This window comes from Pseudoalteromonas sp. 31A1 (assembly GCF_011378815.1).
In the GTDB taxonomy this organism is placed as follows: Bacteria; Pseudomonadota; Gammaproteobacteria; order Enterobacterales; family Alteromonadaceae; genus Pseudoalteromonas; species Pseudoalteromonas arctica.
The window spans coordinates 91,239-114,349 of sequence record NZ_WTKY01000001.1 but is presented as its reverse complement, the minus strand read 5'-3'; the positions used below and the strand labels follow the sequence as shown (position 1 = coordinate 114,349).

Sequence of the window (23,111 nt, the reverse complement as noted above, 5' to 3'; positions counted from 1 at the left end):
AGCTATTTTGCTTTTAAATGTAGGTTTCTAAAATCAAAGCTAAAGTCGGTAACTTGTGTTGATACTGCATGCATTTTAGCGCTGTTTACACGATTTTGTGAGCTCATTTCAAAACGAATAAACGCATCCGCCTCAAGTAGCTTTTCATCCCACTTAACTATAAATGTATTTCCAGTGTAATGCTCAAGTGTGCCCTTTAAGCGCTTAGTATGCGTAAAATCAATATGCAATTTACTATCAAGTTGTTCAATAATTACATCGCCATACCAATCATCGTGTAATGTACCGGTGTAATTAATGTTTGGTAATTGTGGTTGGTAGTCAGCGGGGGCTTCTGGTTTTGCATTAGCGTACGCCTGTTGTTTACCTTCAAAATGACTTTTAGCTAAATCCTCTACCCAGTCTTTATCTTCAAGCTCAAGTGCATCTTCAAGTACCTCATGGGTTACTGCCGAAAGTGCACCAAAAGCTTGTTGATTAGATAAAATAACAATACCAAGTTTTTTCTCAGGCAATAAAGTAACTTGCGATACCATTCCTAAAATACCACCACCGTGACCTAACTTTTTAAAGCCGTGGTAGTCTTCAATACTCCAACCTAACCCATAACCCCTAAACTGCTGATGATACGATTCAAACGCACTTTTAGACGCCATAGACGTAATATGTGGGTGCCACATTTGCGCTTGTTGCTTTTCGCTAAACAGCTGCTCGCCACTTGGCATTTTACCGCCTGCTAATTGCGTACGAAGCCATTGGCTCATATCGCTTACACTTGAAGCAATGGCACCTGCACCTCTAAAATCTTCTAAGTAATTCACAAAAAATGGATGAAGCGTGCCATCCATAGGAATATGACCTGTCGCCCAGTTTTTATTACTTTTTGGAATACGTGAAAATCCCGCGCGTGAGTTATCCATGTGCAGCGGCTGTAATATATTTTTTTCGATGTAATCGTTCCAGCTGATACCCGACACACGTGCAACCACCTCACCAGCGGTAACAAACATCAAGTTGTTATAAGCGTATTTACTACGAAAACTGCTCGCTGGTTTTAAATACTGTAATCCCGCTAAAATTTCATCAACTGACTTGTCGGTACTTGGCCAAATCATTAAATCGCCTTGCCCAAGCCCTAGCCCACTGCGGTGACTTAATAAATCACGAATACGCATTTCGCGTGTTACGTATGAGTCGTATAATTTAAACTCTGGTAAATAATCAATTACGCGGTCATCCCAGCTTAACTTCCCCTCATCAACTAACTTGGCAAGCGCTGCTGTTGTAAACGCTTTCGTGTTTGAAGCAATACCAAACAAGGTGTCTTTGTTTACTTTTTTGTTGGTATCGAGATTAGTTACACCAAAGCCTTTAGCAAATATTACTTTATCGTTTTCAACAATGGCGACTGCCATACCGGGTACGTCAAAACGCGCCATTGACGCTTTAATAACGTCGTCAATTTTGTTGGTATCAACTTGTGCCCAGCTACTAAACGAAGTGCCTGCTAGTAGTGCAATTGCGGCAAGTTTGGTTAATTTCATATCAATCCTATTTTATTATTTTTGATGAACTGCAAATTCAATTGCTGCGCGCTCTTGATTGGTATCGCTTTTTTGTGCGCGATTTAATATCGCATCACTGTATTCTTTTGGTACGCCCGCTTCAAGTGATCCGCGATGAACGTGTTTTATGTACCAATCGTATGGGAGTACATCGCTGTCATGGGTATTAGCTATATAACAATGTGCAGTTACAGTCTCACCCGTTAGAAGCGTTGGGGCTATATCTACGCAGTCGTAACCTACGCCCTCAATACCATCTAAAATAACTTTTTCATCTTCATTAAGCTCATAAATAACGCCGTAAACCAGCGCGCCTTCTTTATCGCTTGGGCAAATACTGCATTTGCCAGAGCCATCTTTAAATAGCATATCAAAAGTTAGCTCGTAACCTTTAAGTACCGCTGTTCCTACACGCTTTACATTAGGTAAGCGCGCTAACAAACGATTAGATGACATATTGGAGCCAAACGAAAAATTATATAACGGCATTTTATCTCCTGTACTTTTTAAATAAGTTAAATAACAACACGTACTGCAAGAGCAATTAAAATAACGCCAATTCCACGGTCAAACCAATAACCGCGTTGTTGGAAAAAACCCCTTACATTATTTCTAGAAAGTATTATTGAAAGCATTGAAAACCACGCCCAAGTAGCCAATGCCATGTACACACCGTAACCGACCTGTACGCTAGTCGGTGTTGTTGGGCTAATCACGAGTGTAAATAATGACATAAAAAATAACGTGGCTTTTGGGTTTAATGCATTTGTGAAAAAGCCGCGCCTAAAAGCAAGCCAAACGGATTCTTCTTGGACGGTTTTTTTTTCAACATCTTTTGCAGCCTCGCCTTCATTACTTGCTGGAGGTTTTGCAGCTCTGAGTGCTTGTACGCCTAAATAAGCTAAATATGCACCGGCAAGATACTTAAGCGCCATAAATAAACTAGGCGATTGCGTTAAAATAAGCGCAACACCTAAAACGCAATAGGCAACGTGCAGTAAAATAGCAGCGCCAACACCGGCGCTTGTCCACAATGCATTGCGCCTTCCTTGTTGCACACTTTGCTTAAGTACTACGGCAAAGTCGGGCCCTGGGCTTGCTACTGCAAAAAAATGAGCAATAACAATCAGTAAAAATTCATCTAAGTATTCCACGCAGATCCTTGCTAGTTTGGCGAATAAGCTAATAACAGCGGGTTAGCCGAGTTATTTACCAATGCTTTAATTTCTTTTTGCGCTTTTTTAAACTGACCACGTAAATGCGGCTTTAAATGCTTTTTAGACACTTTATCGTTTTTAAAGTAGCTAATCAGGGCATGCATAAATACCGTATGTGTTTCACTTAACTTAGCTTCACGGTTAGCGTATGGATTATAACAAGAGCCACAACCGCCTTTAAACTGATACACCGTGTTGCTCATCATCACACCAAATCCTAAAAAACAGGCAAGTGCGTCGGCAGCTTGTGGTAAATACTCCCTACCTCCTGGCGGTAGCACCCCAACGTGATGAATAAGTATGGTGGCCAGAGTACCCGCATAACTTGCCACTAAATCTTGTGGCTGATTAATCTGATTAGGATTAAAAGAGATACTGACCTTATGGCTTGGCGGCACAATTAGATGGCTGCCTTCGCCACGTATTCCATCACTAAATTCAAAGTGCGGAAAAACTTGCGGTTGTAACTGCTGAGGTGCGACTAATTGAATAGGCCATGCATTCATACCCGCGTAATTAGTAACCCGGGTAAAAACATTACTCGCCATTTCCTCAATGCTCGATACCGAATCAGGGAAAAAAGTGGCCGTTGGCAGTATTATTTGAGTGTGCTTTGTAAAAAACTCTGCATCAAAATTTTCTACAGCCCAAATAAATGTATCAATAAGCCATTGCTGCTCTTGATCTTCCAATAAAGGTGCCGATTTAAATAAAGCTAACATAAGGTGCTCTTATAAGTTTTAGTGCTAGTTTAGTTTTTTTGTGTAAGTGCCCAATCCCACGCTTGAGTATTGTATAGCGGCACTGTTGATAGTGCATGGTGGTGGCTACCACTGGATTCTTTAGTTGAATACGATAAGTACAATAAAGTACGATTCTCAGCATCGTAAATACGGCGCACTTTTAGTGATTTAAATAATATACTTTTAGATGATTTGAATATCACTTCACCTGATTTACTGCGGTCTATTTTTTGTAGCTGCTGCGCTGTAATAGGACCCGTTTGACGACATGCTATAGACATATCAGAGGGATCAGAAAAGTCCAAATTAGCCTCTATATGACTAATATGACAAGTAACGCCTTCAAGGATTGGATCTTGCTGCGAATTAACCACAACATCCTTAGTTGTAAATAACCCCAGACTTACCGATGCAACATCGTCAGAGCAAGCACTTAATGTAACAACTGCACCTGTAAGTAAAGCTAAACGTTTAAATTTTTGTGGTAATTTCATACTTATCCTTAATTAATATATAAGTAACTTGGCACCTACGTTACTAAGCGAAGGTTCACCTGTTTGTTTTTATACTAACATCAAAAATAAATACGACTAAATTAGTTTAAAGTAAAGATTTTAGATAGCTCAGGGTTTAGCGAACCCTGTTGTATTTGATACAATTAACTCTCGCTCATGCAGTAACTCATAATAGGAAACGCCTAAATGCCGCACATTATTATTGAACACTCAGAAGACCTCCCTGTTTTACCACAAGTACTGGTAGAAAAAATTCACACTACCGCTTTCGAAAGTAACTTATTTGAATTAGAAACCATCAAAACACGCGCTATTGCTTATCAGCAATATCAACTTGGCGCAGGAAAATCAGGGTTTATACATATCGCGGTACATATTTTAGCGGGACGCTCAATTGAGCAAAAACAAATGTTAAGCGAACTGCTACTTTCATGCTTAAAAACATACTGCAGAGCATCAGACAGTTTAAGCGTAAATATTTACGATATTGAGCATGAGATATACCGTAAAAATTAGTTAACTCTTGTAGTTTTGAGCAATAGAAGTAAACACTAGTAAGTAAAAAGCCCCAATAGGGGCTTTTTTGTATTCTAAAATCAGGTGCAGCTCATTGTCATTTACAAAACAGAGCATGAATAGCGTCCGATCTAACGCTGGAATTTAATAGTGCATTCGCACTCTTTCAAATTTAAGAAAGCTTAGCTTAATCTATGGATTAACTTTATTTAAATTATATTTATTATTAGAGGTAAATAAAGAATCATAAATTACACGATATTAAGTTCATGTAGCTTTAAATAATTTGAGTAGGTATTTTTTGGAAAGTTTGCAAAAGTGGTGGCCCCTCCCAGACTCGAACTGGGGACCTAACGATTATGAGTCGTGTGCTCTAACCAACTGAGCTAAGGGGCCAACTTTTATATAACTACTAGGCAGTTAATTTTTGAAGCGTTCAGTCACAGAGCGACTAAAGCGGGTTGCAGTATAAAAACTTTTTAGGTGCTTGTCACTACCAAACACCTTTATTTTAACAATCAGTAAGCTAACTGCTTAAATAGTAATCTTTTAGGTGGGTATAAGCATAAAATACAAGATATTCCCCACGATATTCTCTGCATTAAATTATAAAAACCTTCCTCCCACATGTAGTCTTTTGTATTTAACGCTCTACTTTTTAAGTAAAGCTAACATATATGTGTAGGCATACAAGGCTGTAAAAAATATGCTTGGGGCTACTGTAAGTGTCAAATTAGGTGTCTGATTAATTACATTCACCATAATCACTAAGCTCGATTGAACAGTAATCGGAATAATAGGCGCAAAAAGTACACCTGCTATTTTTTTGTTACCTAAATACGAGGCGCTAGAGTTAATTGCATTATTGAAGCTTTGTCGTATTGCTACGTTTTGTGGTGTTTTAGAATGAAACATACAAATAATTGGAGTTACGAACGCAAGCGATACATAACTAGACTTATACTTGTTGACGACCTTTTCTAAAATAAAAGTAAAAAACAGCGTTACAAATCCACTATACAAACCTTGTACTAATGCAGCTTGAAGCGTGACCGATTTAGCAATATCTGCAGAACTGTTCGCCCAGTAGGCCCAGCTAAAATAAAAAACGAATGACACAACGCCTGACAGTATAAGTCGAATATTCAATTAGCTACCTCAATATGCGTAAAAGCTTGGTGTAATGATAACACTAGAAGTGATGGTAATATTGTCACTAAATAATAGAGTAATTAATCGCGTATTGTAGATATATAAACAAACTAATATTAAAGATTTCCTAAATGGCATCAATACAGAATCAGAACACTACTGTTAGTTAGAAAGCTTAATTGAAGTAAACAATGGTTTGGCTGAGTGTATTTTGGGAGTGAGTTACAAGAAATAAATCACTTAGTTTGAGTAAATTAAAAATTAGATTTTGATAAAAAATATTTACTTTAAAAACTAATATTGTGAGCCGAACGGTACTGGGGCACTTGTATCATTAGGCCTCAGCAGTCGGCTTACACAATATATAATCTGTCATTATTTTTTCGCAATAATGTAGATTGCATGTATTAACCCTGGAAAATAACCTAGCAGTGTTAATAAAATATTTAACCAAAAGTGCATACCTAAGCCAACTTGCAAAAATACACCTAGCGGTGGTAATAAAACCGAAAGTATTATACGAATAATATCCATGACTAAACTCCATTTAAATTAAGCATTAAAAAGACTTAAAGCCCAGCTTTACTGGGCCTTAACTATAACTGTGTTATTCAGCAACAATAGATAACTTATCAACTACGTCACGAACATCTTCAGCATTTTTAGCAATTTTAACTGCTAGCTGCTTTTCAGCTTCAGACTCTACTGAGCCATTAAGAGTCACTACACCGTTATCGGTATCAACATCGATGTCTGTACCACCAACTTCCGAGTCAAACAGGAAGCGAGTTGTAATTACAGTGGTGATTTTAGCGTCCGTTAGGTCGTTATCATCATCGTCCATCATGTCTTTGCTTCTATCTTTTGTGTCCATGCTTTTAACAACGGTAAGGCTGTTTTCAACATCAGATACGCCATCTAGGCTAAGTACAAGTTCTTCTGCTAGCTCTTTATCAAGCTCGCTATTAACTTTACCTGTAAGTACTACCTTGCCATTTTTTACATCAGTGTTAATGTCAAAGTTGTTTAGATTAGTGTTCATAAGAAGAACTGTTTCTGCCTTACCATCAATCCAAGCATCTTTACTTTCGTTTTCCCAGCTGTTTGCTTGGGCACCCATAGCCGTAGTACCAAGAACTAAAGCTGCGATAATAGATTTGTTAAATGTTTTCATAATCTTTCTCCTTTTGATTAAAGACACTTTAACTTATGCGATCTTCAGGCCAAGTTTATTTTACCTTAAAATTCAATTGCTTGGGTGGTTTTTATGATAAAGCTTTAACTATAGCTGTGTAACTATTTACAGGCTACTCGGTAAAACTTTCTCAAATAGTGAAAATAGCTAGATAATTGCTCTTTTGGTTAATCTATCGTTAATATAACAAAGTGAAAAACACCATTAAAAAATAAGCATTTGATAATTATCGAAATTATATTTGGTACACGGTTTGCAGTTAAACATTAAGATAAGTATCAATAGTAAATATAATAAGGAATATCTCATGTCTGTAAAAGTTGAAGACCGTCCAATAGAGCAAGTACGCGAACAGGTGATTGATCAATTAATTTATAATTACAGTCATGGGGTTATTTCAGTTGATGCATTTGAGAGACGTTTAGATGACGCGATGGATGCACCTAACAACGAAGCACTTTTAGCCTTAGTAGAGGATTTAACACTTAATACAGACCAGCAATATAAAGCAGAAAAACAATCGCAATTTTCTCCACACTATAGTGCACAACAAAACAGTGATGATGACTTTACACTACGCAGTATTTTAGGCTCTAACGAGCGCAGCGGGCAGTGGGTCGTGCCAAAAAACATTTACCTCAGTAATTTTATGGGATCGGTGGTGCTAGATTTTACCGATGCCATTTTTGCGCATCAAAATGTAACTATTCACGTTAACTGTATTTTTGGTAGCGATGAAATATATGTACCAGAGCATGTAAACGTAGTGTCCAAAATGTTTTGTATATTAAGCAGCCTTGAAAATAAATCGGTATCACTTAACAAGCGCCAAGGCCCGACTATTCATATTGAAGGTAAAGCGGTAATGGGCTCGGTCGAAATAAAAATAAAACGGACTATTAAAGAAAAGTTTATGAGTTTTGCTAATGAGCTAAAAACACAATTGGGCGCTGGAAATAATCGTTCATAAAGCTTGGTTAAGCACCGCTCTTTGCGGTGCTTAACCTGTTATAAATCGTTATTTCGCTCGCTTGGTATATCACTTAAATACTCTACAAATTCCACCTCAAACCCGGCGGGATCAATAAAGTAAACATTTTTTCTAAACGGGTTCTCACTACCTTGCTTACTTATCCCAAAACCCGCTTTATTTAAGCGTATCACTACCTCATTTAAGTGATTAGTCACATAAGCAAAGTGTGCAAAACCAACCTGATGGCCCGATAGGTTTCTGTTTTCACCTTCACCATGGTCGCTTATCGCAATGTAATGCGTGTCATCTCCAAAGTGTACCCAGCGTCTTGGTTTTCCGTGCCAATCGCCTCTGCCCTCACTTCTGACTGACCAATGCGGAAATACAGCTTGGTAAAATTTAAGCATACTATCTATATCACTCGCGACTAAGTTTACGTGCTCTAAATACATAATGTTGTCCTATCAATTAAGTTAGGAGCACGATAAAACCTCAAGCTAACTTTAGGTAAAGAGTTATTTAAAATTAATTCGATTTAATTAGGGCCTGTTGACTTAATTATTATCTTGAAAAAATATAGACACTTTTCAATCTTGTATAAAAAACAAACATAAGTATTTGGGGTTTATTGTTTACTTTATGTCAAAAGTCGCTAAAATACGCCGGCTGAAATATATAAACGTTCTTTTACAACCCAAAGGTAATACCATGCATCCAATGTTAAACATTGCGGTTCGCGCTGCGCGCAACGCAGGCAAAATTTTACTTCGCGCAAGTGAAGATTTATCAAAAGTTGAAGTGCAACAAAAAGGCGCTAACGACTTAGTAACTAACATTGATAAAGAAGCCGAAGCCGTAATTCGTGACACTATTTTACAGTCTTACCCTACTCACTCTATTGTTGGTGAAGAATTAGGTGAGCATAAAGGCAAGGATGATGATTACCAATGGATTGTAGATCCTATCGATGGAACAACTAACTTCATCAAAGGCATCCCTCATTACGCGGTTTCTATCGCACTTAAAGTTAAAGGTCGTTTAGACCAAGCTGTTATTTATGATCCAATTCGTGGTGAGCTTTTCACTGCTTCTCGCGGTCAAGGCACTCAATTAAACAGCAAACGTCTACGTGTTAGCAAAACTACGGTTCTTGCGGGCACTGTACTTGCTACAGGTTTCCCTTTCAAAAATAAAAACCACATGGATGCATACACTGAAGCGTTTAAAGCATTGTTTGTACACACTGCAGACATTCGCCGTGCAGGTTGTTCTGCTTTAGATATGGCATACGTTGCAGCTGGTCGTGTTGATGGATTTTTTGAAATTGGTTTAAAACCTTGGAACTCTGCAGCTGGCGAACTTATGGTTAAAGAAGCAGGCGGTATGGTTGTAGATTTCGCTGGTGGCAATAACTATAACCACAGCGGTAATATCATCTGTGGCTCACCAAAACTGACTCAAGCAATTATTCGTGAAATTCGCCCAGTATTAACTGAGTCGTTACTTCGCTAATTTGATGCTATTAATAGCATGCTAAAAAGGAGCTCAGGCTCCTTTTTTTGTGCCTAAAAATAAGGGTTATCGAGCTTAATCTCTATCGTTTTGCCTTTTGTATAAGGTAGTGTATTTAAATCCTTTGCGAAGTATTCATTAAATAATGCGTCAAATTCACCGCTTTCCTGCATCACTATTAATCCCTCTTCAACAGCCTTTGCTAATTCAGGTTTACTCTTAGTCACAAAGTAATAAATACCGGTTGGATAACTTATGTATAAATTAGGCACGATTACTAAATTACTTTGTTTGTTTTCAACAAGCTCAGAGTTAACCTCAATAAACGAACGAGGAAAGTAATCTATTCGTCCACGGCTCGTTAAAGTGAACATGGCTTGGTAGTTAGTAAGCGGTCTTACATGTAATCCGTTATAGGACATTATTCTTGTATCTGGCCAGTTGTGCCCTTGTACTGCTGAGAACTCTCCTAGCTGCTCAAGAGTTTTTACGTTTTTAAAACGTGCTACATTTTGTTTATTAGTGAGTAAAGCTCGCTTACCTATATAGCCTTTAAATAGTGGTATTTTTATCGCCAAAGCAAGCGCCTCTCGCTCTGGACTGCTCATACTCCAATACATATCTAATTCGTTATCATCTAGGTTTATTAACTTACGCTTTTGCAGTTCTGATATGGGGGTCATTCGGATAACACCGGAGTAGTTAACACTTTCAAGTGCACGTACCAGTAACTCATTGAGGTACTCTTCTCGTGCGTTTTGGGTATCTTGCTTTTGAGCTACATTAATTATTTGCTCTTGCGCCATAAGTGCAAAACTTATAAACAGACTTAACACACTAATAGAAAGTTTTATTGGCAACATAATAATTACCTACTTTATTTAAATTACCTATTTATTGGCTGAAAGGATAAGTGCTTCAGAGCCCCCTTTGAGCATATAAATAAATAGATAGATAACTTTAGCGATAACGCTTGGTTTATTTTAGCTTCAATGGCCTGTGCCTTAACCTGCAGCGATTTGTATATTATTGTAAAAAGGCCCTACCAATTCATACTACAAAGTTAGCACTGTTTTCGTAAGCTTGCACTGTTACATCCGCTAATGAAAACTTAGACGCCTGAATAATTAATAAATTGCAGGTATAAAAAAACCGCTCATAGGAGCGGTTTTTATTTAATGAGACTCTACTACGGCATTGCGTCTAGGTCTGCACCTTCTTTTTCAATTACTTCTGGTATTAAGTCTTCTTTGCTTACGCCCATTGCTATAGCAACAGAACTCGCAACATAAATCGAAGAATAAGTACCAATAAACACACCAAACAGCAATGCAGTTGCAAAGCCATGAATGGTTTGTCCGCCCCATGCAAACAAAGCAATCAATACTAAAATAGTCGTGATTGAGGTTACAAGTGTACGGTTAAGTGTTTGCGTAAGTGAAATATCAATAATTTCTACTGTATCGTCAATGCGCACTTTACGGAAATTTTCACGAATACGGTCAGATACAACAATCGTATCGTTAAGTGAATAACCTATTACCGCAAGAATTGCCGCTAATATAGTTAAATCAAACTCTAAACCTAATATCGAAAATAAACCCACAGTAATAATAACATCGTGTAGTAGTGCACCTACCGCACCCACAGCAAAGCGCCATTCAAAACGAAATGCAACGTAGATTAAGATACAAATAAGTGCAGTTAACATGGCAAGGCCACCCTGCTCTTTTAAGTCTTCACCTACACTTGGGCCCACAAACTCAATACGGCGCATTACTACGCTGTCATCAGCTTTTTTAAGCGCATCGATTACTTGGTTACCAATTACTTCAGCTTTAACATCACTACCGCGCGGTGCTAAACGAACTAAAATCTCTTGGCTTGAACCAAATAGTTGTACTGATGCATCAGCAAAACCATTATCAGCTAGCGCAGCACGTACTTTTTTAAGGTCTGCTGGCTGTGAAAAACCAACTTCTACCGCAGTACCGCCGGTAAAATCTAAACCAAAATTTAGACCTTTAACAAAAACTGATGCAAACGACGCTAAAATTAATAACGTCGAAAAACCCATAGCCACTTTACGAAGAGACATGAAACGAAGGGTTCTACTACCCAAACTTAAAATTTGCATGTCAGCTCCTTAAATCGAAAGTTTATCAATACGTTTACCACCAACAAATAAGTTGATTACCGCACGGGTACCAACAATGGCTGTAAACATTGAAGTTAAAATACCAATCGCAAGTGTCACTGCAAAGCCCGCAATCGGACCTGTGCCTACTGCAAACAGTATAATGGCAGCGATTAACGTGGTGATGTTAGCATCAAATATAGTGCTAAATGCGCTATCGTAACCGAAATGAATCGCTTGTTGAGGGCTGCGGCCATCGGCCAGCTCTTCACGAATACGTTCAAAAATAAGTACGTTAGCATCAACTGCCATACCTACGGTTAATACAATACCTGCAATACCAGGTAGCGTAAGTGTCGCGCCTGGAATTAAAGACATAACACCAACAATCAGTACTAAGTTAGCCGCAAGCGCAAGGTTTGCAACCATACCAAAGCCTTTGTAGTACACAAGCATAAACACAAGTACAAAGGCAAAACCAAGTGCAACCGCAGTCATACCCGCTTCAATATTTTCTTGACCTAAACTTGGACCTACAGTGCGCTCTTCAACAATTTGAATTGGTGCTACAAGCGCACCTGCACGAAGTAGCAAACTTAAGTTATGTGCTTCAGCTGGGTTATCGATACCTGTAATACGGAACGAGCGATCAAGACGTGCTTGAATTGTTGCTACGTTAATAACTTCTTCAACCTTAATAGGCGGAAGCGCTTTACCGTCTGCATCTTTTTTACCTGATGGCTTGTACTCAATAAATACCGTTGCCATACGTTTGCCAATAGCACGTTTGGTAAAGGCATTCATTTTTGCCCCACCTTTGCTATCAAGCGTAATACTTACTTGCGGGCGTTGGTATTCATCTGCACCAGATTGCGCGCCAGTAATATGGCTGCCTTCGAGGATGATGCGTTTTTTAAGTACAACAGGGTAACCGTCGCGGCTCATGATCATTTCAGTACCCGCAGGGATACGACCTTGAGCAGCAGCGCTAATATCAGCGTTTTCGTCTACTTCACGAAATTCAAGTGTTGCTGTTGCGCCTAAAATTTCTTTAGCGCGTGCTGTGTCTTGAATACCTGGTAGTTGAACAATAATACGCTCAGCGCCTTGGCGTTGTACGTTAGGTTCTGCAACACCAATTTGGTTGATACGGTTACGAATAATCGTTTCATTTTGCTTGATAGCGTAGTCACGAATTTCTTTGAGTTTTTGCTCACTCATTGTCGCAAAAAATGCTTTATCGTTACTGCTGTCATCAATATAGACATTCAGCGGGTAGCGAGTTTCTAAGAAGCTCTCTGCTGCGTCTTTATCTGCTTCGGTACGCATTTCTACACGCATACGATCAGAGCCAGCTACACGGCGAACACTACGGTAGCGTAGTTTTTCTTCGCGTAAATCGCTTCTGAAATCTTGTTCCATTTGCTCAAGCTGGTTATCAACCGCTGTTGCCATGTCGATTTCCATGGTGAAATGTACGCCACCACTTAAATCAAGACCTAGCTTCATAGGGTTACCACCAACCGCTTTTAACCAAGCTGGTTGAGCAGGTGCCATATTAATAGCAGAAATGTAATCGTCGCTCAGCGAATCACGCAGTAAATCATGCGCTTTAAGCTGTTCTTCAACATTTTTTAAACGAACTAAAATTTGCCCATCTTCAAGTATTGTCGATTTAGCGGTTACATTATTTTTTTCAAGGATTGCGTTTACTTTGTCTACAACACTGAGATCGACATCAGCGCCTTTAGCACCTGAAACTTGTATAGCCGGATCGCGACCATACAAGTTTGGAGAGGCATATAAAAGGCCAATGGCTACCACAGCTAAAACAAGTAAATACTTCCAAACTGGAAACTTGTTTAACACGGGGTCGTCCTTATTATTTTTATAGCGACTTCATTGTGCCTTTTGGCAATACTGCAGATACTGCAGATTTTTGTACTGTTACTTCTGCCTGCTCGTTTAAAGAGATAACGATGAAATCTTTCTCTTCAGAAATCTTCACAATTTTACCCACTAAACCGCCTTGGGTAAGTACTTCATCGCCTTTAGCCATCATACTCATTAAGCTTTTGTGCTCTTTAACGCGCTTAGCTTGCGGGCGGTAGATTAAAAAGTAAAAAACCAAACCGAAAATAGCTAACATTATTAGCATTTCCCAACCACCGCTTGCCGCAGGTTGACCAGCTGCTGCGTGTGCATTTGAAATAAATAAACTCATGATACTTCCTCTTTAATTTTAAAGTTTAATTTTTTATATCTACTAGCTCTGGCACGTCTTGGCCTCGGCGAGCATAAAAATCTTGTACAAATTCTTCTAATTTACCTTCGCTAATTGCATTACGTAAACCTTCCATAACACGTTGATAGTAACGTAAGTTATGAATTGTGTTTAGTCGCGCACCTAAAATTTCGTTACATTTATCAAGGTGATGCAAATAAGCTCGTGAATAGTTTCCACACGTATGACAATCACACTCAGGGTCAAGTGGCCCTGTGTCTGTTTTATGTACTGCGTTACGTATTTTTACTACACCCGTGGTAATGAATAAATGGCCGTTACGCGCATTACGTGTTGGCATAACACAGTCAAACATATCAATACCACGGCGAACAGACTCAACTAAATCCTCTGGCTTGCCTACACCCATAAGGTAGCGTGGTTTGTCTTCTGGCATTTTAAACGCACAATGATCAAGAATATTCATCATTTCGTTTTTAGGCTCGCCTACTGATAGACCACCTAATGCATAGCCATCAAAGCCAATTTCTTCTAAGCCTGCTTGCGATTGTGCACGTAATTCTGGGTACATACCACCTTGAATAATACCAAACAAAGCAGATGGATTGTCGCCATGCCCTTCTTTTGAGCGCTTAGCCCAACGAAGAGATAACTCCATAGAATCTTTAGCTTCTTTTTCAGTTGCTGGATATGGCGTACACTCGTCAAAAATCATAACGATGTCTGAGCCTAAGTCGCGCTGTACTTCCATCGACTTTTCAGGCGACATCATAATTTCATCACCATTTACTGGAGATTGGAATAACACGCCTTCTTCAGTGATTTTACGCATTGCGCCTAAGCTAAAGACTTGAAAGCCGCCTGAGTCAGTTAAAATTGGGAAATCCCAATTCATAAAGTCGTGTAAATCACCATGTTGCTTAATGATTTCAGTACCTGGACGAAGCATTAAATGAAAGGTATTACCTAAACATATTTGCGCACCAGTGGCTTTTACTTCATCTGGCGTCATACCTTTTACAGTACCGTAAGTACCAACAGGCATAAATGCAGGTGTTTCTATTACACCGCGGTCAAAAATTAAGCGGCCGCGGCGCGCTTTTCCGTCAGTACAATCTAATTCAAATTTCATATCATCCTCAATGTCAGAAAAACAGTCCAACAAGCTATAATTTAACCGCTCGATTCTACCCTTTTTGCCTCATTAATACTATTAGCTGCGATGAATTCAGTTTTGCTTATTATGCTAAACAAAAACCCCAGCTTCGTTGCTGGGGTTTTTAGTGTTTTTTACTGAGTATTAAATAATAAATGGTTACTTACGTGTTAAAAACATCGCATCACCGTAACTAAAAAATCGGTATTTTTGTTCAATTGCCGTATTGTATGCACCCATAATATTGTCTTGTCCGCTAAAAGCGCTGACTAGCATTATAAGCGTTGATTCTGGTAAGTGAAAATTAGTGACCATGGCATCAACAACATTAAATTGGTAACCCGGAAAAATAAATATATCGGTATCACCAAAATACGTATCTAATTTGCCGCCGTGAACTTTAGCTGCCGACTCTAATGAGCGTACTGATGTTGTGCCAACCGCAATTACGCGCCCGCCACTTGCTTTGGTTTGTGCAACGGCAGCAACTACATCATCGGGTACTTCAATGTACTCGGAATGCATTACATGCTCATCAACACTATCCACTCGTACTGGCTGAAAAGTACCGGCGCCAACGTGCAAAGTAACAAAAGCCATGTTTACACCTTTATCTTTTAGTGCCGTCATTAACTTATCGTCAAAATGTAAGCCCGCTGTTGGCGCAGCAACTGCACCTGGCTTTTCTCCATAAACAGTTTGGTAACGTTCGCGATCAGCTTCGGTATCAGGTCGGTCAATATAAGGAGGCAGTGGCATATGACCAATATCATTAAGTATATCTAGCACGTTTTGGCTATGATCAAACTCAAGCTCAAATAATGTATCGTGGCGTGCAACCATTATTGCCTTGGCTTTGCCCTCTAGAATAACTTCGTTACCAACCTTAAGCGACTTGCTCGCGCGTACGTGCGCAAGTACGCGATGTTCATCTAGCACTCGCTCTACAAGCACCTCAACTTTGCCGCCAGAGGCTTTTTGACCAAACATACGTGCTGGAATTACGCGTGTATTGTTAAAGACTAACAAATCGCCTTCGTTTACTAAATCAAGTATGTCGCTAAACACTTTATGTTCTAGAGTTCCGCTTGGGCCATCTAAAGTAAGTAAACGGCTGCTAGTTCTGTCCGCTTTAGGAAAACGAGCTATTAATTCATCAGGTAAGTCAAAGCTAAAGTCAGCCACGCGCATAATTAGTAATCCACATCATTTAAAATCGCGCCAAGTGTATATGTATCGGATATTAAGCTCAAGAAATCAGCCAAACTTATAATATCTTGTTTGCGTGTTTCTCATTAAATTTTCTTGTTCTTATGGTTAAATGTCACTATTCTTGTTCGGCTGAATTATTATAAGTTACATTAGGGGTGTTCAACACGTGCCAAACCAGCTTAAATTGCTAATATTAAACGCAAGTAGTGCTGAACGTCGCGCGATTAAAGGCACTTTAGATAGCTTAAATGTATTTACCTTTATTGATGCGCAAGATAGCCAACAAGCTTTAAAGCTTTTAAAACAACACCCTGTTGATATTATAATAACGGGCATTAATGTTGGGAAAATTGACGGCTGGCGCTTTTCGAGGATGATCCGCTCAGGATTATTAAAAACACCAAAAAACACCCCAATTTTACTTATTCCGCCAATTTACTGTGAGCGTATTGCCGAAACAACAGCCAGAAGCTACGGAATAGATGCTGTACTGCCGTTTGAACATAAAGACATGCTTCCTCAAGTGCTTGCGAATGTTTTATCTACGCACTTAGAAAAAAGTAGCCGACTAAATTTATTGCTATTAGAGCCGCTTCAAAATACGGCCGACAAAATTAGTGAACAGTTAAAGTTAAACTTTGCTATTACTCACGTTACCTCAGCCAAAGCAGCACTAAACGCTTACAACCAACAGCAGTTTTCAATTGTGCTACTCGATGCCACTACATCAAGTGCAGAGAGCTCAAGTGTACTCGTTGAAGAAATCCTACAGCACAATTCTAAACAAGCTATTGTTACGATTATAGAAAGTGATGATGCTGATTACGCTGAGCAGCTTTTGCTGTCTGGTGTTACCGATTTTATTAGAGCCCCATACGACCCTTCATTTTTAAATAAAGTGTGTGACCACGCCGCACGACGTGAAGATTTTATGGTGAGTTATGCTGAGTTTGCTTACAAAGTAGAGCAGCTAAGCGTGAGCGAAGTGCGTTACAAAGAGTTATTTTCGGCTCATCAACGCATTTTATTACATCTAAATACAGTTGTTTTAGAGCTTGATCAACAAGGTAATATTCGTTTTATTAACCCAGCATGGGAAACTTTAAGTGGCTTTGGTGTTAAATCGTCGCTACAAACCCCATTAAGTACTTATTGTAATAATGAAGATAAGGGAAGACTAAACTATACTATTAACGACATTTTACATGGTGGCGAGCAGCAACAACAAATAGAAGTAAAACTCACCCATAAAAATGGCAACTTAATTTGGGTCGAATGCAGGTTACAGCTAATAAAAAACAGTCGTAATAACGCAACTATCACCGCAACCATCGATAACATACACGAACGAAAGCAAGCAGAACTTCAACTACGTCATTTAGCACACCATGACCCACTAACTGGTTTACATAACCGTTATTACTTTGATCAACAGCTTAATAAAATATGCCAAGATAAATACACGTATGATGGCATAGAGCATGCTGTTATTTATATTGACCTCGATCACTTTAAAATAATAAACGACAGCAAAGGTCACCACCAAGGTGACATAGTATTAAAAGAAGTCGCGCAATTATTTAAAGCAAATATTGGCGAAGACCATTTGGTGTGCCGAATAGGCGGCGATGAGTTTGCAGTCATACTTACCGATATGAATTTACTGGATGCACACCTTATTGCTGAAGGTGTGTGCAGCGCAATAGAAAAACATGCTTTTAAATCAGAAGATCAGATATACACAATTAGCTGCTCTATCGGTTTAACTCAAATTACGATACAAAACAATGATCCTAATGAATGTTTAAAACAAGCCGATATTGCTTTGTATATTGCCAAAAATTTAGGGCGTAACTTAGTACATTGCTACTCAAAAGAGGACGCTCAAAACAATACGCTTCAAACTGGGCTTGAATGGGGTCACGAAATTCGACAAGCACTGCAGCAAGATAATATTGAACTGCATTACCAACCTATTTGGGATTTTAAAGAGTGTAAAGTTGCTTATTTTGAAGCGCTCTTACGCTTAAAACTCAAAGGTAAACTTGTGTACCCAAATCAATTTATTCCCTCTTTAGAGATGCTTAACGACACATTTTTGATGGATCAATGCGTTATACGTAATGCCGTTGCTTGTGTATCTAAGCACCCAGAGTTAAACCAAGTTGCTATTAATTTGTCAGCACAATCATTCTTAGATGAACGCTTATTGCCATTAATTGAATCAAACCTTGAAAAGTATAACGTGCCCCCTTCGCGGATAATTTTTGAAATAACTGAATCAGCAAGTATTAACAACTTAAAAGCTACTCGTAAAATGATTGAGAAGCTTAATAGCTTAGGCTGTCATTTTTCTATTGACGATTTTGGAACTGGCTTTAGTACATTTAACTATTTAAAGCAGCTTCCAGCACAGCATGTAAAAATTGATGGCTCATTTGTAAGCGACATGCTTAATGACCCTATAGACTTAGCGTTAGTAAAAGCAATAAATGATATTAGTCGGTCTCTCGATAAGCGCTCTGTAGCTGAGTACGTTGAAAACGAAGAGATATTTTTTGCACTAAAAGAGATAGGTGTTGATTATGGACAAGGCTACTTTATTGCACGCCCAATACCTGTTGAAAAAGTAAAAGATGAACTTGAAAAAATTTCAAAAAATAAAACGTTTTACCAACAACAAGCTAGCCCAAAATAAACAAAATTAAACAATTTGTTACTACCAATATTACCTTTCTTGCCTATACTTTCAGTATCAAATAAAAATGTCGTGCATTTTAACGCATTTCACTTTAAAAACATGACATTACCTTTTGGCGGCGTAGTACTGATATTTATAGTGGGTTTCAAAGCTATTTAAGCTTTTAAGGAGAAAGGTATGACACAGCTAGTTATGTTATTACTGATTATACATTTTGCAATCGCGTATCAGTGCTATCGTTACGCAAATATTAAAGGCTACCCAGTTAAGGTTTTTACTGTATTAGGTTGCGTGCCTTACTTTAACTTGGTGGTATGGATTTATTTACTATTTTTACCCGAACTTGAGCCTTTTGAAAGCCATCTTCAAAATCAAAAGCAGCCTTTATAGGCTGCTTTCATTCATTTCCTATTCTTATTTAGAAAAATCTAAACTACATTGGCGCTTTAAAAATATCTCAAGCTGTTGACTAAATAACTTAAAGTCGCGGATCCGCCCCGTAGTTTTACGCCACAATATGCCAATATCTCTATATGCATCGCTTTGTGATGGTGTTGCCACCATATTTTTATTATCTAAAATTCCGGCGTTAATCGCCATTTGTGGTAAAAAAGTCACCCCGAGCTGATGCTCAACCATACTCAATAATGTATGCAAGCTTGCTGCTTCAAATGGGTTAATACAACTAGCACGGTTTAAATGACATGCACTGAGCGCATGGCCTGTCATACAGTGCTCACGCTCGAGTAAGAATACGCTAGCCTCTGGTAATAGATTAAAGTCGACTATGCCCTTTGCAGCGCTGTAGTCCTTATGGTGCACTAAACTAAACTGATCTTTTGCCAATACTTGTGTATGAAATTTATCGGTTTCGTATGGCAGTGCAAGTAGCGCTAAATCAATATGCCCATGCTCAAGTTTATCCAGTAGCTTATCACTCGTATCTTCTATTAATACCAACTCTAAATCACAAAAGGTTTCTTTACAAAAGTGATACAGAGGAGCCGCTATAAAGCTAGCAATTGTAGGTATAACACCCACTGTTAATTTACCACTCAGTGGTGTTAAAAAGCTTTTAGTGAGTTCTTTTAAACTAATTGTATCGTTAATTATTTTACGAGAGCGCTCAACAACTTCTTCACCAATACTGGTAAACATAAGGCTGCGATTTTCGCGTTCAATAAGCTGGCAACCCAACGTTTCTTCAAGATTTTGAATAGCACTGCTTAAAGTAGATTGCCCTATAAAACAGGCACTGGCAGCTCTGCCAAAGTGCTGATGTTGATGAACAGCTAATAAATACTGTAGCTGTTTGATACTTGGAAGATTGGTCATTTTTTCTTTCCACAAATAAAAAGACCCCAACACCTAGGGCATTGAGATCTTTTCAAGCTAAAAGTCTTTGAGTACTTTTTTGTTAAACCCCAAATGCGGTTCTTAGTACGTAGAAAATAACAATAGCAAGGGCAGCGCCAACTGGCAATGTAATTACCCAAGAAACTACAATGTTTCTGATAACACCCATGTTAAGTGCACCAATTCCACGTGCCATACCTACACCTAATACCGCACCCACTAAGGTTTGAGTAGTAGAGATTGGCATACCAGTACCTGATGCAATAACAACGGTAGAAGCAGCGGCTAGTTCAGCAGCAAAACCACGGCTAGGCGTTAAATGTGTAATGCCTTCACCAATCGTTTTAATTACTTTTTTGCCCAAAATAGCAAGACCCGCAACAATACCAAAACCACCTAGAGGTAGAATCCACCAAGCAATAGCCGCTTTTTTAGCAATTTCACCATTGTTTTCAACAATGTTTACAACAGCAGCTAGTGGACCGATTGCATTAGCAACATCGTTAGAACCATGTGCAAAGGCCATACAACATGCTGTTAATACCATAAGAACAGCAAACACTTTTTCAACATTGTTGAATTGCATTTGTTTATCTGCTTTTGGATCGATATTTAAACGAGAAATAGCAATTTTACCAATTATAGCAACGACAACTGCTACAGCTATTGCTAAGGCGTACCCTTCGGCTGCACCTAAATCAACACCAACATGCTTTAAGCCTTTTTTAATTGTAACCAAGGCCATTATAAAACCTGCTAAACCCATATAAAGTGGTACATAGCGTTTAGCATTTTTTAGTGGTGCATCTGTATTAAAAATAAGTTTTTGTGCACTCATAAATATTAAGTATGCAATAAAGCCTGATATGGCGGGCGTTATAATCCAACTACCAACAATACCACCTACTTTATCCCATTGAATCGCCTCAGTACCAACAGCAACTAACGCAAAACCAATGATTGCACCAATGATTGAGTGAGTCGTTGATACTGGCCAACCCAAGAACGAGGCCATTAATAACCAAGCACCCGCTGCAAATAAAGACGAAATCATACCCAGAACCATAAGTTCAGGAATGTCTGCAAATGGTGCGGCATCGATAATTCCTTTACGAATTGTTGATGTAACCTCACCACCTGCTAAGTAAGCGCCTGCAAATTCAAAAATCATCGCTATAAAAATAGCTTGTTTGATTGTTAGCGCTTTTGAACCTACAGATGTGCCCATGGCGTTCGCTACGTCGTTCGCGCCAATACCATAAGCCATAAAAAAGCCGACTGCTGCGGCAATTAAAATTAATACCGTGCCGTAAGATGCAATGATATCCATTGTAAAACCTTAATCTTTCGTGTTTGAACTGATTTTAAATTAACGAGCTAACATCAGCTCAAGACGTGATCCTACGCGCTCTGCAATATCTGCAAGCTCGCCAACCCATTCAATGATTTTGTACAAAAACATAACATCAATTGGATTTAACTCACCCTCTACATCACGTAGCTGGCGGCGTACTTTTATCTGCATTTCGTCCGTGTCTTGTTCTATGGCATCCAATTCAACTAACATTTTTTCTACTAAGGTGACTTCTCGACCTTTAAAACCCGTTTCTAGCAATTCTTCTAATTCATTAATTGCTTTAGATGCTTGTTTAGTCGCATCTACACAACGGGTTAAGTAAGCTAAGAAATCAGCTTGCATAACTTTTGGAATGGTCATTTCACGACCAATCACTCGCCCTGCAATATCTTTTGCTTTATTGGCAATTTTATCTTGTTGAGTTACTAGTTCGAGAAGATCTGTACGCTCTACCGGCATGAATAAACCACGCGGTAATTGTAAACGTATATCTCTTTTCATATCATCGGCTTCACGTTCTAAATTGCGAATAGTGATGCGAAGCTCTTCTGCTTGTACCCACTCTTCTTTAAATACGTGATTAAAAAAAGGTATCAAAGCTTTACTTGCTTGATGAACCTTCTTGATGTGTTCTTCCATTGGTTTGATAGGAGATTTTGCAAATACTCCTAAAAACGCGTTTGTAGGCATAACTGACCCTTTAATCAAATTGATATGCTTTGCAGCATGAATTTTACAGTATTAACCAAGATTGTGAACGCTTTTTATTACTTCACTAAAGCTTGCAATACACAAAGCGACACTAAGCCGCTTTAATAGAAAAGCATGATGGGTAAAAAATCATAGTGATTTTTCTATATCTTCTTGAGATGTATGGCGAATATCTTTGCCATTAACAAAATAAATAATGTATTCAGCAATGTTCTGACAGCGATCACCAATACGCTCTAATGAGCGAACAGACCAGACTAAGTCCATGATTTTAGGTATTGAGCGTGGATCTTCCATCATGTAAGTCATTATTTGACGTGTGATGGCTTCATATTCGCGGTCAACTTTTGCATCTTCTTTATGTACTTGAAATGCACGTTGCACATCCATACGCGCAAATGCATCTAGTACGTCGTGTAGCATTTTTAAAACCTGGCGGCCCATATTTTCAATATTTACTAATAAATCTTGCTGATCTTTGGTAAATGAGTCTAGTGCAACTTTAGCAATTCGCTCAGCTTCATCGCCAATACGCTCTAAATCAGCGATTGTTTTAGCAATTGCAATCACTAAACGCAGGTCACTTGCTGCAGGCTGACGACGAGCAATAATACGCGTACACTCTTCATCAATGCTTACTTCCATTGCATTCACTTTATAATCGTTCTGACGTACCTTTTGAGCAAGCTCTGCATCGTTACGACTCACCGCATCAAGCGCACTATTTAACTGCTGCTCAACTAAGCCACCCATACTTAATACATGATTACGTACATTTTCTAGTTCTTGGTTAAAACGCCCAGAAATATGTTTATTAATATTATGTTCCATAGTTACCTTCTCTCTTA

The 23,111-nt window shown here is 38.7% G+C and carries 24 protein-coding genes and 1 tRNA gene; 5 read left to right on the top strand and 20 right to left on the bottom strand.

Annotated elements, in window-relative coordinates:
* Positions 1-2 precede the first annotated feature (2 nt).
* Genes GQR52_RS00570 through GQR52_RS00550 form a run of 5 tightly spaced genes read right to left on the bottom strand, consistent with a single transcriptional unit; the run spans position 3 to position 4,019 of the window.
* Positions 3-1,544, bottom strand: a complete 1,542-nt coding sequence (locus GQR52_RS00570; protein WP_165727126.1) for a serine hydrolase — start codon at positions 1,542-1,544, stop codon at positions 3-5.
* 15 nt (positions 1,545-1,559) lie between these two features.
* Entirely contained in the window at positions 1,560-2,054 is a 495-nt protein-coding gene (locus tag GQR52_RS00565) for a gamma-glutamylcyclotransferase family protein (RefSeq protein WP_007586500.1), read from the bottom strand.
* 26 nt (positions 2,055-2,080) lie between these two features.
* Positions 2,081-2,719, bottom strand: coding sequence for a LysE family transporter (locus GQR52_RS00560; protein ID WP_165727125.1), 639 nt, complete (start codon positions 2,717-2,719; stop codon positions 2,081-2,083).
* 11 nt (positions 2,720-2,730) lie between these two features.
* Complete coding sequence (locus GQR52_RS00555) at positions 2,731-3,504, bottom strand: hypothetical protein (RefSeq protein ID WP_165725125.1); 774 nt, start codon at positions 3,502-3,504, stop codon at positions 2,731-2,733.
* 29 nt (positions 3,505-3,533) lie between these two features.
* A complete protein-coding gene (locus tag GQR52_RS00550; RefSeq protein ID WP_010553378.1) occupies positions 3,534-4,019 on the bottom strand; it encodes a CreA family protein in 486 nt (161 codons plus the stop codon).
* Between the two features lie 207 nt (positions 4,020-4,226).
* Here GQR52_RS00550 and GQR52_RS00545 point away from each other — a divergent pair, with 207 nt between their 5' ends.
* Complete coding sequence (locus GQR52_RS00545; RefSeq protein WP_002957818.1) at positions 4,227-4,556, top strand: 5-carboxymethyl-2-hydroxymuconate Delta-isomerase; 330 nt, start codon at positions 4,227-4,229, stop codon at positions 4,554-4,556.
* A 319-nt stretch (positions 4,557-4,875) separates the two neighbouring features.
* Here GQR52_RS00545 and GQR52_RS00540 read toward each other — a convergent pair.
* The 4 genes from GQR52_RS00540 to GQR52_RS00525 form a co-directional block, all read right to left on the bottom strand.
* Positions 4,876-4,952, bottom strand: a tRNA-Ile gene (locus tag GQR52_RS00540).
* Positions 4,953-5,207: 255 nt separating this feature from the next.
* Positions 5,208-5,705: a hypothetical protein gene (locus GQR52_RS00535; RefSeq protein WP_197175835.1), complete on the bottom strand. Its 498-nt coding sequence runs from the start codon at positions 5,703-5,705 to the stop codon at positions 5,208-5,210.
* A 378-nt stretch (positions 5,706-6,083) separates the two neighbouring features.
* Positions 6,084-6,242, bottom strand: coding sequence for a YqaE/Pmp3 family membrane protein (locus GQR52_RS00530; RefSeq protein WP_002957822.1), 159 nt, complete (start codon positions 6,240-6,242; stop codon positions 6,084-6,086).
* Between the two features lie 73 nt (positions 6,243-6,315).
* Complete coding sequence (locus GQR52_RS00525) at positions 6,316-6,882, bottom strand: BON domain-containing protein (protein WP_165727124.1); 567 nt, start codon at positions 6,880-6,882, stop codon at positions 6,316-6,318.
* Positions 6,883-7,210: 328 nt separating this feature from the next.
* Between GQR52_RS00525 and GQR52_RS00520 the strand changes: the two genes are divergently transcribed.
* Positions 7,211-7,873, top strand: a complete 663-nt coding sequence (locus GQR52_RS00520) for a LiaF domain-containing protein (RefSeq protein ID WP_165727123.1) — start codon at positions 7,211-7,213, stop codon at positions 7,871-7,873.
* A gap of 38 nt (positions 7,874-7,911) precedes the next feature.
* On the opposite strand, the gene GQR52_RS00515 is transcribed toward GQR52_RS00520, so the two are convergent.
* Entirely contained in the window at positions 7,912-8,328 is a 417-nt protein-coding gene (locus tag GQR52_RS00515; protein WP_165727122.1) for a VOC family protein, read from the bottom strand.
* Between the two features lie 256 nt (positions 8,329-8,584).
* Between GQR52_RS00515 and suhB the strand changes: the two genes are divergently transcribed.
* On the top strand, positions 8,585-9,388 hold the full coding sequence (gene suhB, locus GQR52_RS00510; RefSeq protein ID WP_002957826.1) for an inositol-1-monophosphatase: 804 nt from the start codon (positions 8,585-8,587) through the stop codon (positions 9,386-9,388).
* 53 nt (positions 9,389-9,441) lie between these two features.
* On the opposite strand, the gene GQR52_RS00505 is transcribed toward suhB, so the two are convergent.
* The 6 genes from GQR52_RS00505 to queA form a co-directional block, all read right to left on the bottom strand.
* Complete coding sequence (locus GQR52_RS00505; protein WP_165727121.1) at positions 9,442-10,251, bottom strand: transporter substrate-binding domain-containing protein; 810 nt, start codon at positions 10,249-10,251, stop codon at positions 9,442-9,444.
* Between the two features lie 326 nt (positions 10,252-10,577).
* Positions 10,578-11,525: a protein translocase subunit SecF gene (gene secF, locus GQR52_RS00500; RefSeq protein ID WP_007586474.1), complete on the bottom strand. Its 948-nt coding sequence runs from the start codon at positions 11,523-11,525 to the stop codon at positions 10,578-10,580.
* A 9-nt stretch (positions 11,526-11,534) separates the two neighbouring features.
* Complete coding sequence (gene secD / locus GQR52_RS00495; protein ID WP_010554381.1) at positions 11,535-13,394, bottom strand: protein translocase subunit SecD; 1,860 nt, start codon at positions 13,392-13,394, stop codon at positions 11,535-11,537.
* 19 nt (positions 13,395-13,413) lie between these two features.
* Complete coding sequence (yajC, locus tag GQR52_RS00490; RefSeq protein WP_007586472.1) at positions 13,414-13,749, bottom strand: preprotein translocase subunit YajC; 336 nt, start codon at positions 13,747-13,749, stop codon at positions 13,414-13,416.
* A gap of 25 nt (positions 13,750-13,774) precedes the next feature.
* Positions 13,775-14,902, bottom strand: coding sequence for a tRNA guanosine(34) transglycosylase Tgt (gene tgt / locus GQR52_RS00485; protein ID WP_007586471.1), 1,128 nt, complete (start codon positions 14,900-14,902; stop codon positions 13,775-13,777).
* A 183-nt stretch (positions 14,903-15,085) separates the two neighbouring features.
* Positions 15,086-16,117, bottom strand: coding sequence for a tRNA preQ1(34) S-adenosylmethionine ribosyltransferase-isomerase QueA (queA, locus tag GQR52_RS00480; RefSeq protein WP_010554380.1), 1,032 nt, complete (start codon positions 16,115-16,117; stop codon positions 15,086-15,088).
* Positions 16,118-16,304: 187 nt separating this feature from the next.
* On the opposite strand from queA, the gene GQR52_RS00475 reads away from it, so the two are divergent.
* Both GQR52_RS00475 and GQR52_RS00470 read left to right on the top strand, forming a co-directional pair.
* Positions 16,305-18,836: a GGDEF domain-containing protein gene (locus GQR52_RS00475; RefSeq protein WP_165727120.1), complete on the top strand. Its 2,532-nt coding sequence runs from the start codon at positions 16,305-16,307 to the stop codon at positions 18,834-18,836.
* A gap of 180 nt (positions 18,837-19,016) precedes the next feature.
* Complete coding sequence (locus tag GQR52_RS00470) at positions 19,017-19,229, top strand: hypothetical protein (RefSeq protein ID WP_002957835.1); 213 nt, start codon at positions 19,017-19,019, stop codon at positions 19,227-19,229.
* 24 nt (positions 19,230-19,253) lie between these two features.
* Here the strand turns inward: GQR52_RS00470 and GQR52_RS00465 are convergent, their stop codons facing one another.
* The 4 genes from GQR52_RS00465 to phoU form a co-directional block, all read right to left on the bottom strand.
* Complete coding sequence (locus tag GQR52_RS00465; RefSeq protein ID WP_165727119.1) at positions 19,254-20,174, bottom strand: hydrogen peroxide-inducible genes activator; 921 nt, start codon at positions 20,172-20,174, stop codon at positions 19,254-19,256.
* An 82-nt stretch (positions 20,175-20,256) separates the two neighbouring features.
* Positions 20,257-21,525 (bottom strand): inorganic phosphate transporter, encoded by a 1,269-nt coding sequence (locus GQR52_RS00460; RefSeq protein ID WP_007586466.1) that lies wholly within the window; start codon positions 21,523-21,525, stop codon positions 20,257-20,259.
* A 39-nt stretch (positions 21,526-21,564) separates the two neighbouring features.
* Positions 21,565-22,242, bottom strand: coding sequence for a TIGR00153 family protein (locus tag GQR52_RS00455; protein WP_002957838.1), 678 nt, complete (start codon positions 22,240-22,242; stop codon positions 21,565-21,567).
* 150 nt (positions 22,243-22,392) lie between these two features.
* The gene (phoU, locus tag GQR52_RS00450; RefSeq protein ID WP_007586465.1) at positions 22,393-23,094 is read right to left on the bottom strand and encodes a phosphate signaling complex protein PhoU; all 702 of its coding nucleotides are present in this window, start codon (positions 23,092-23,094) and stop codon (positions 22,393-22,395) included.
* Positions 23,095-23,111 lie beyond the last annotated feature (17 nt).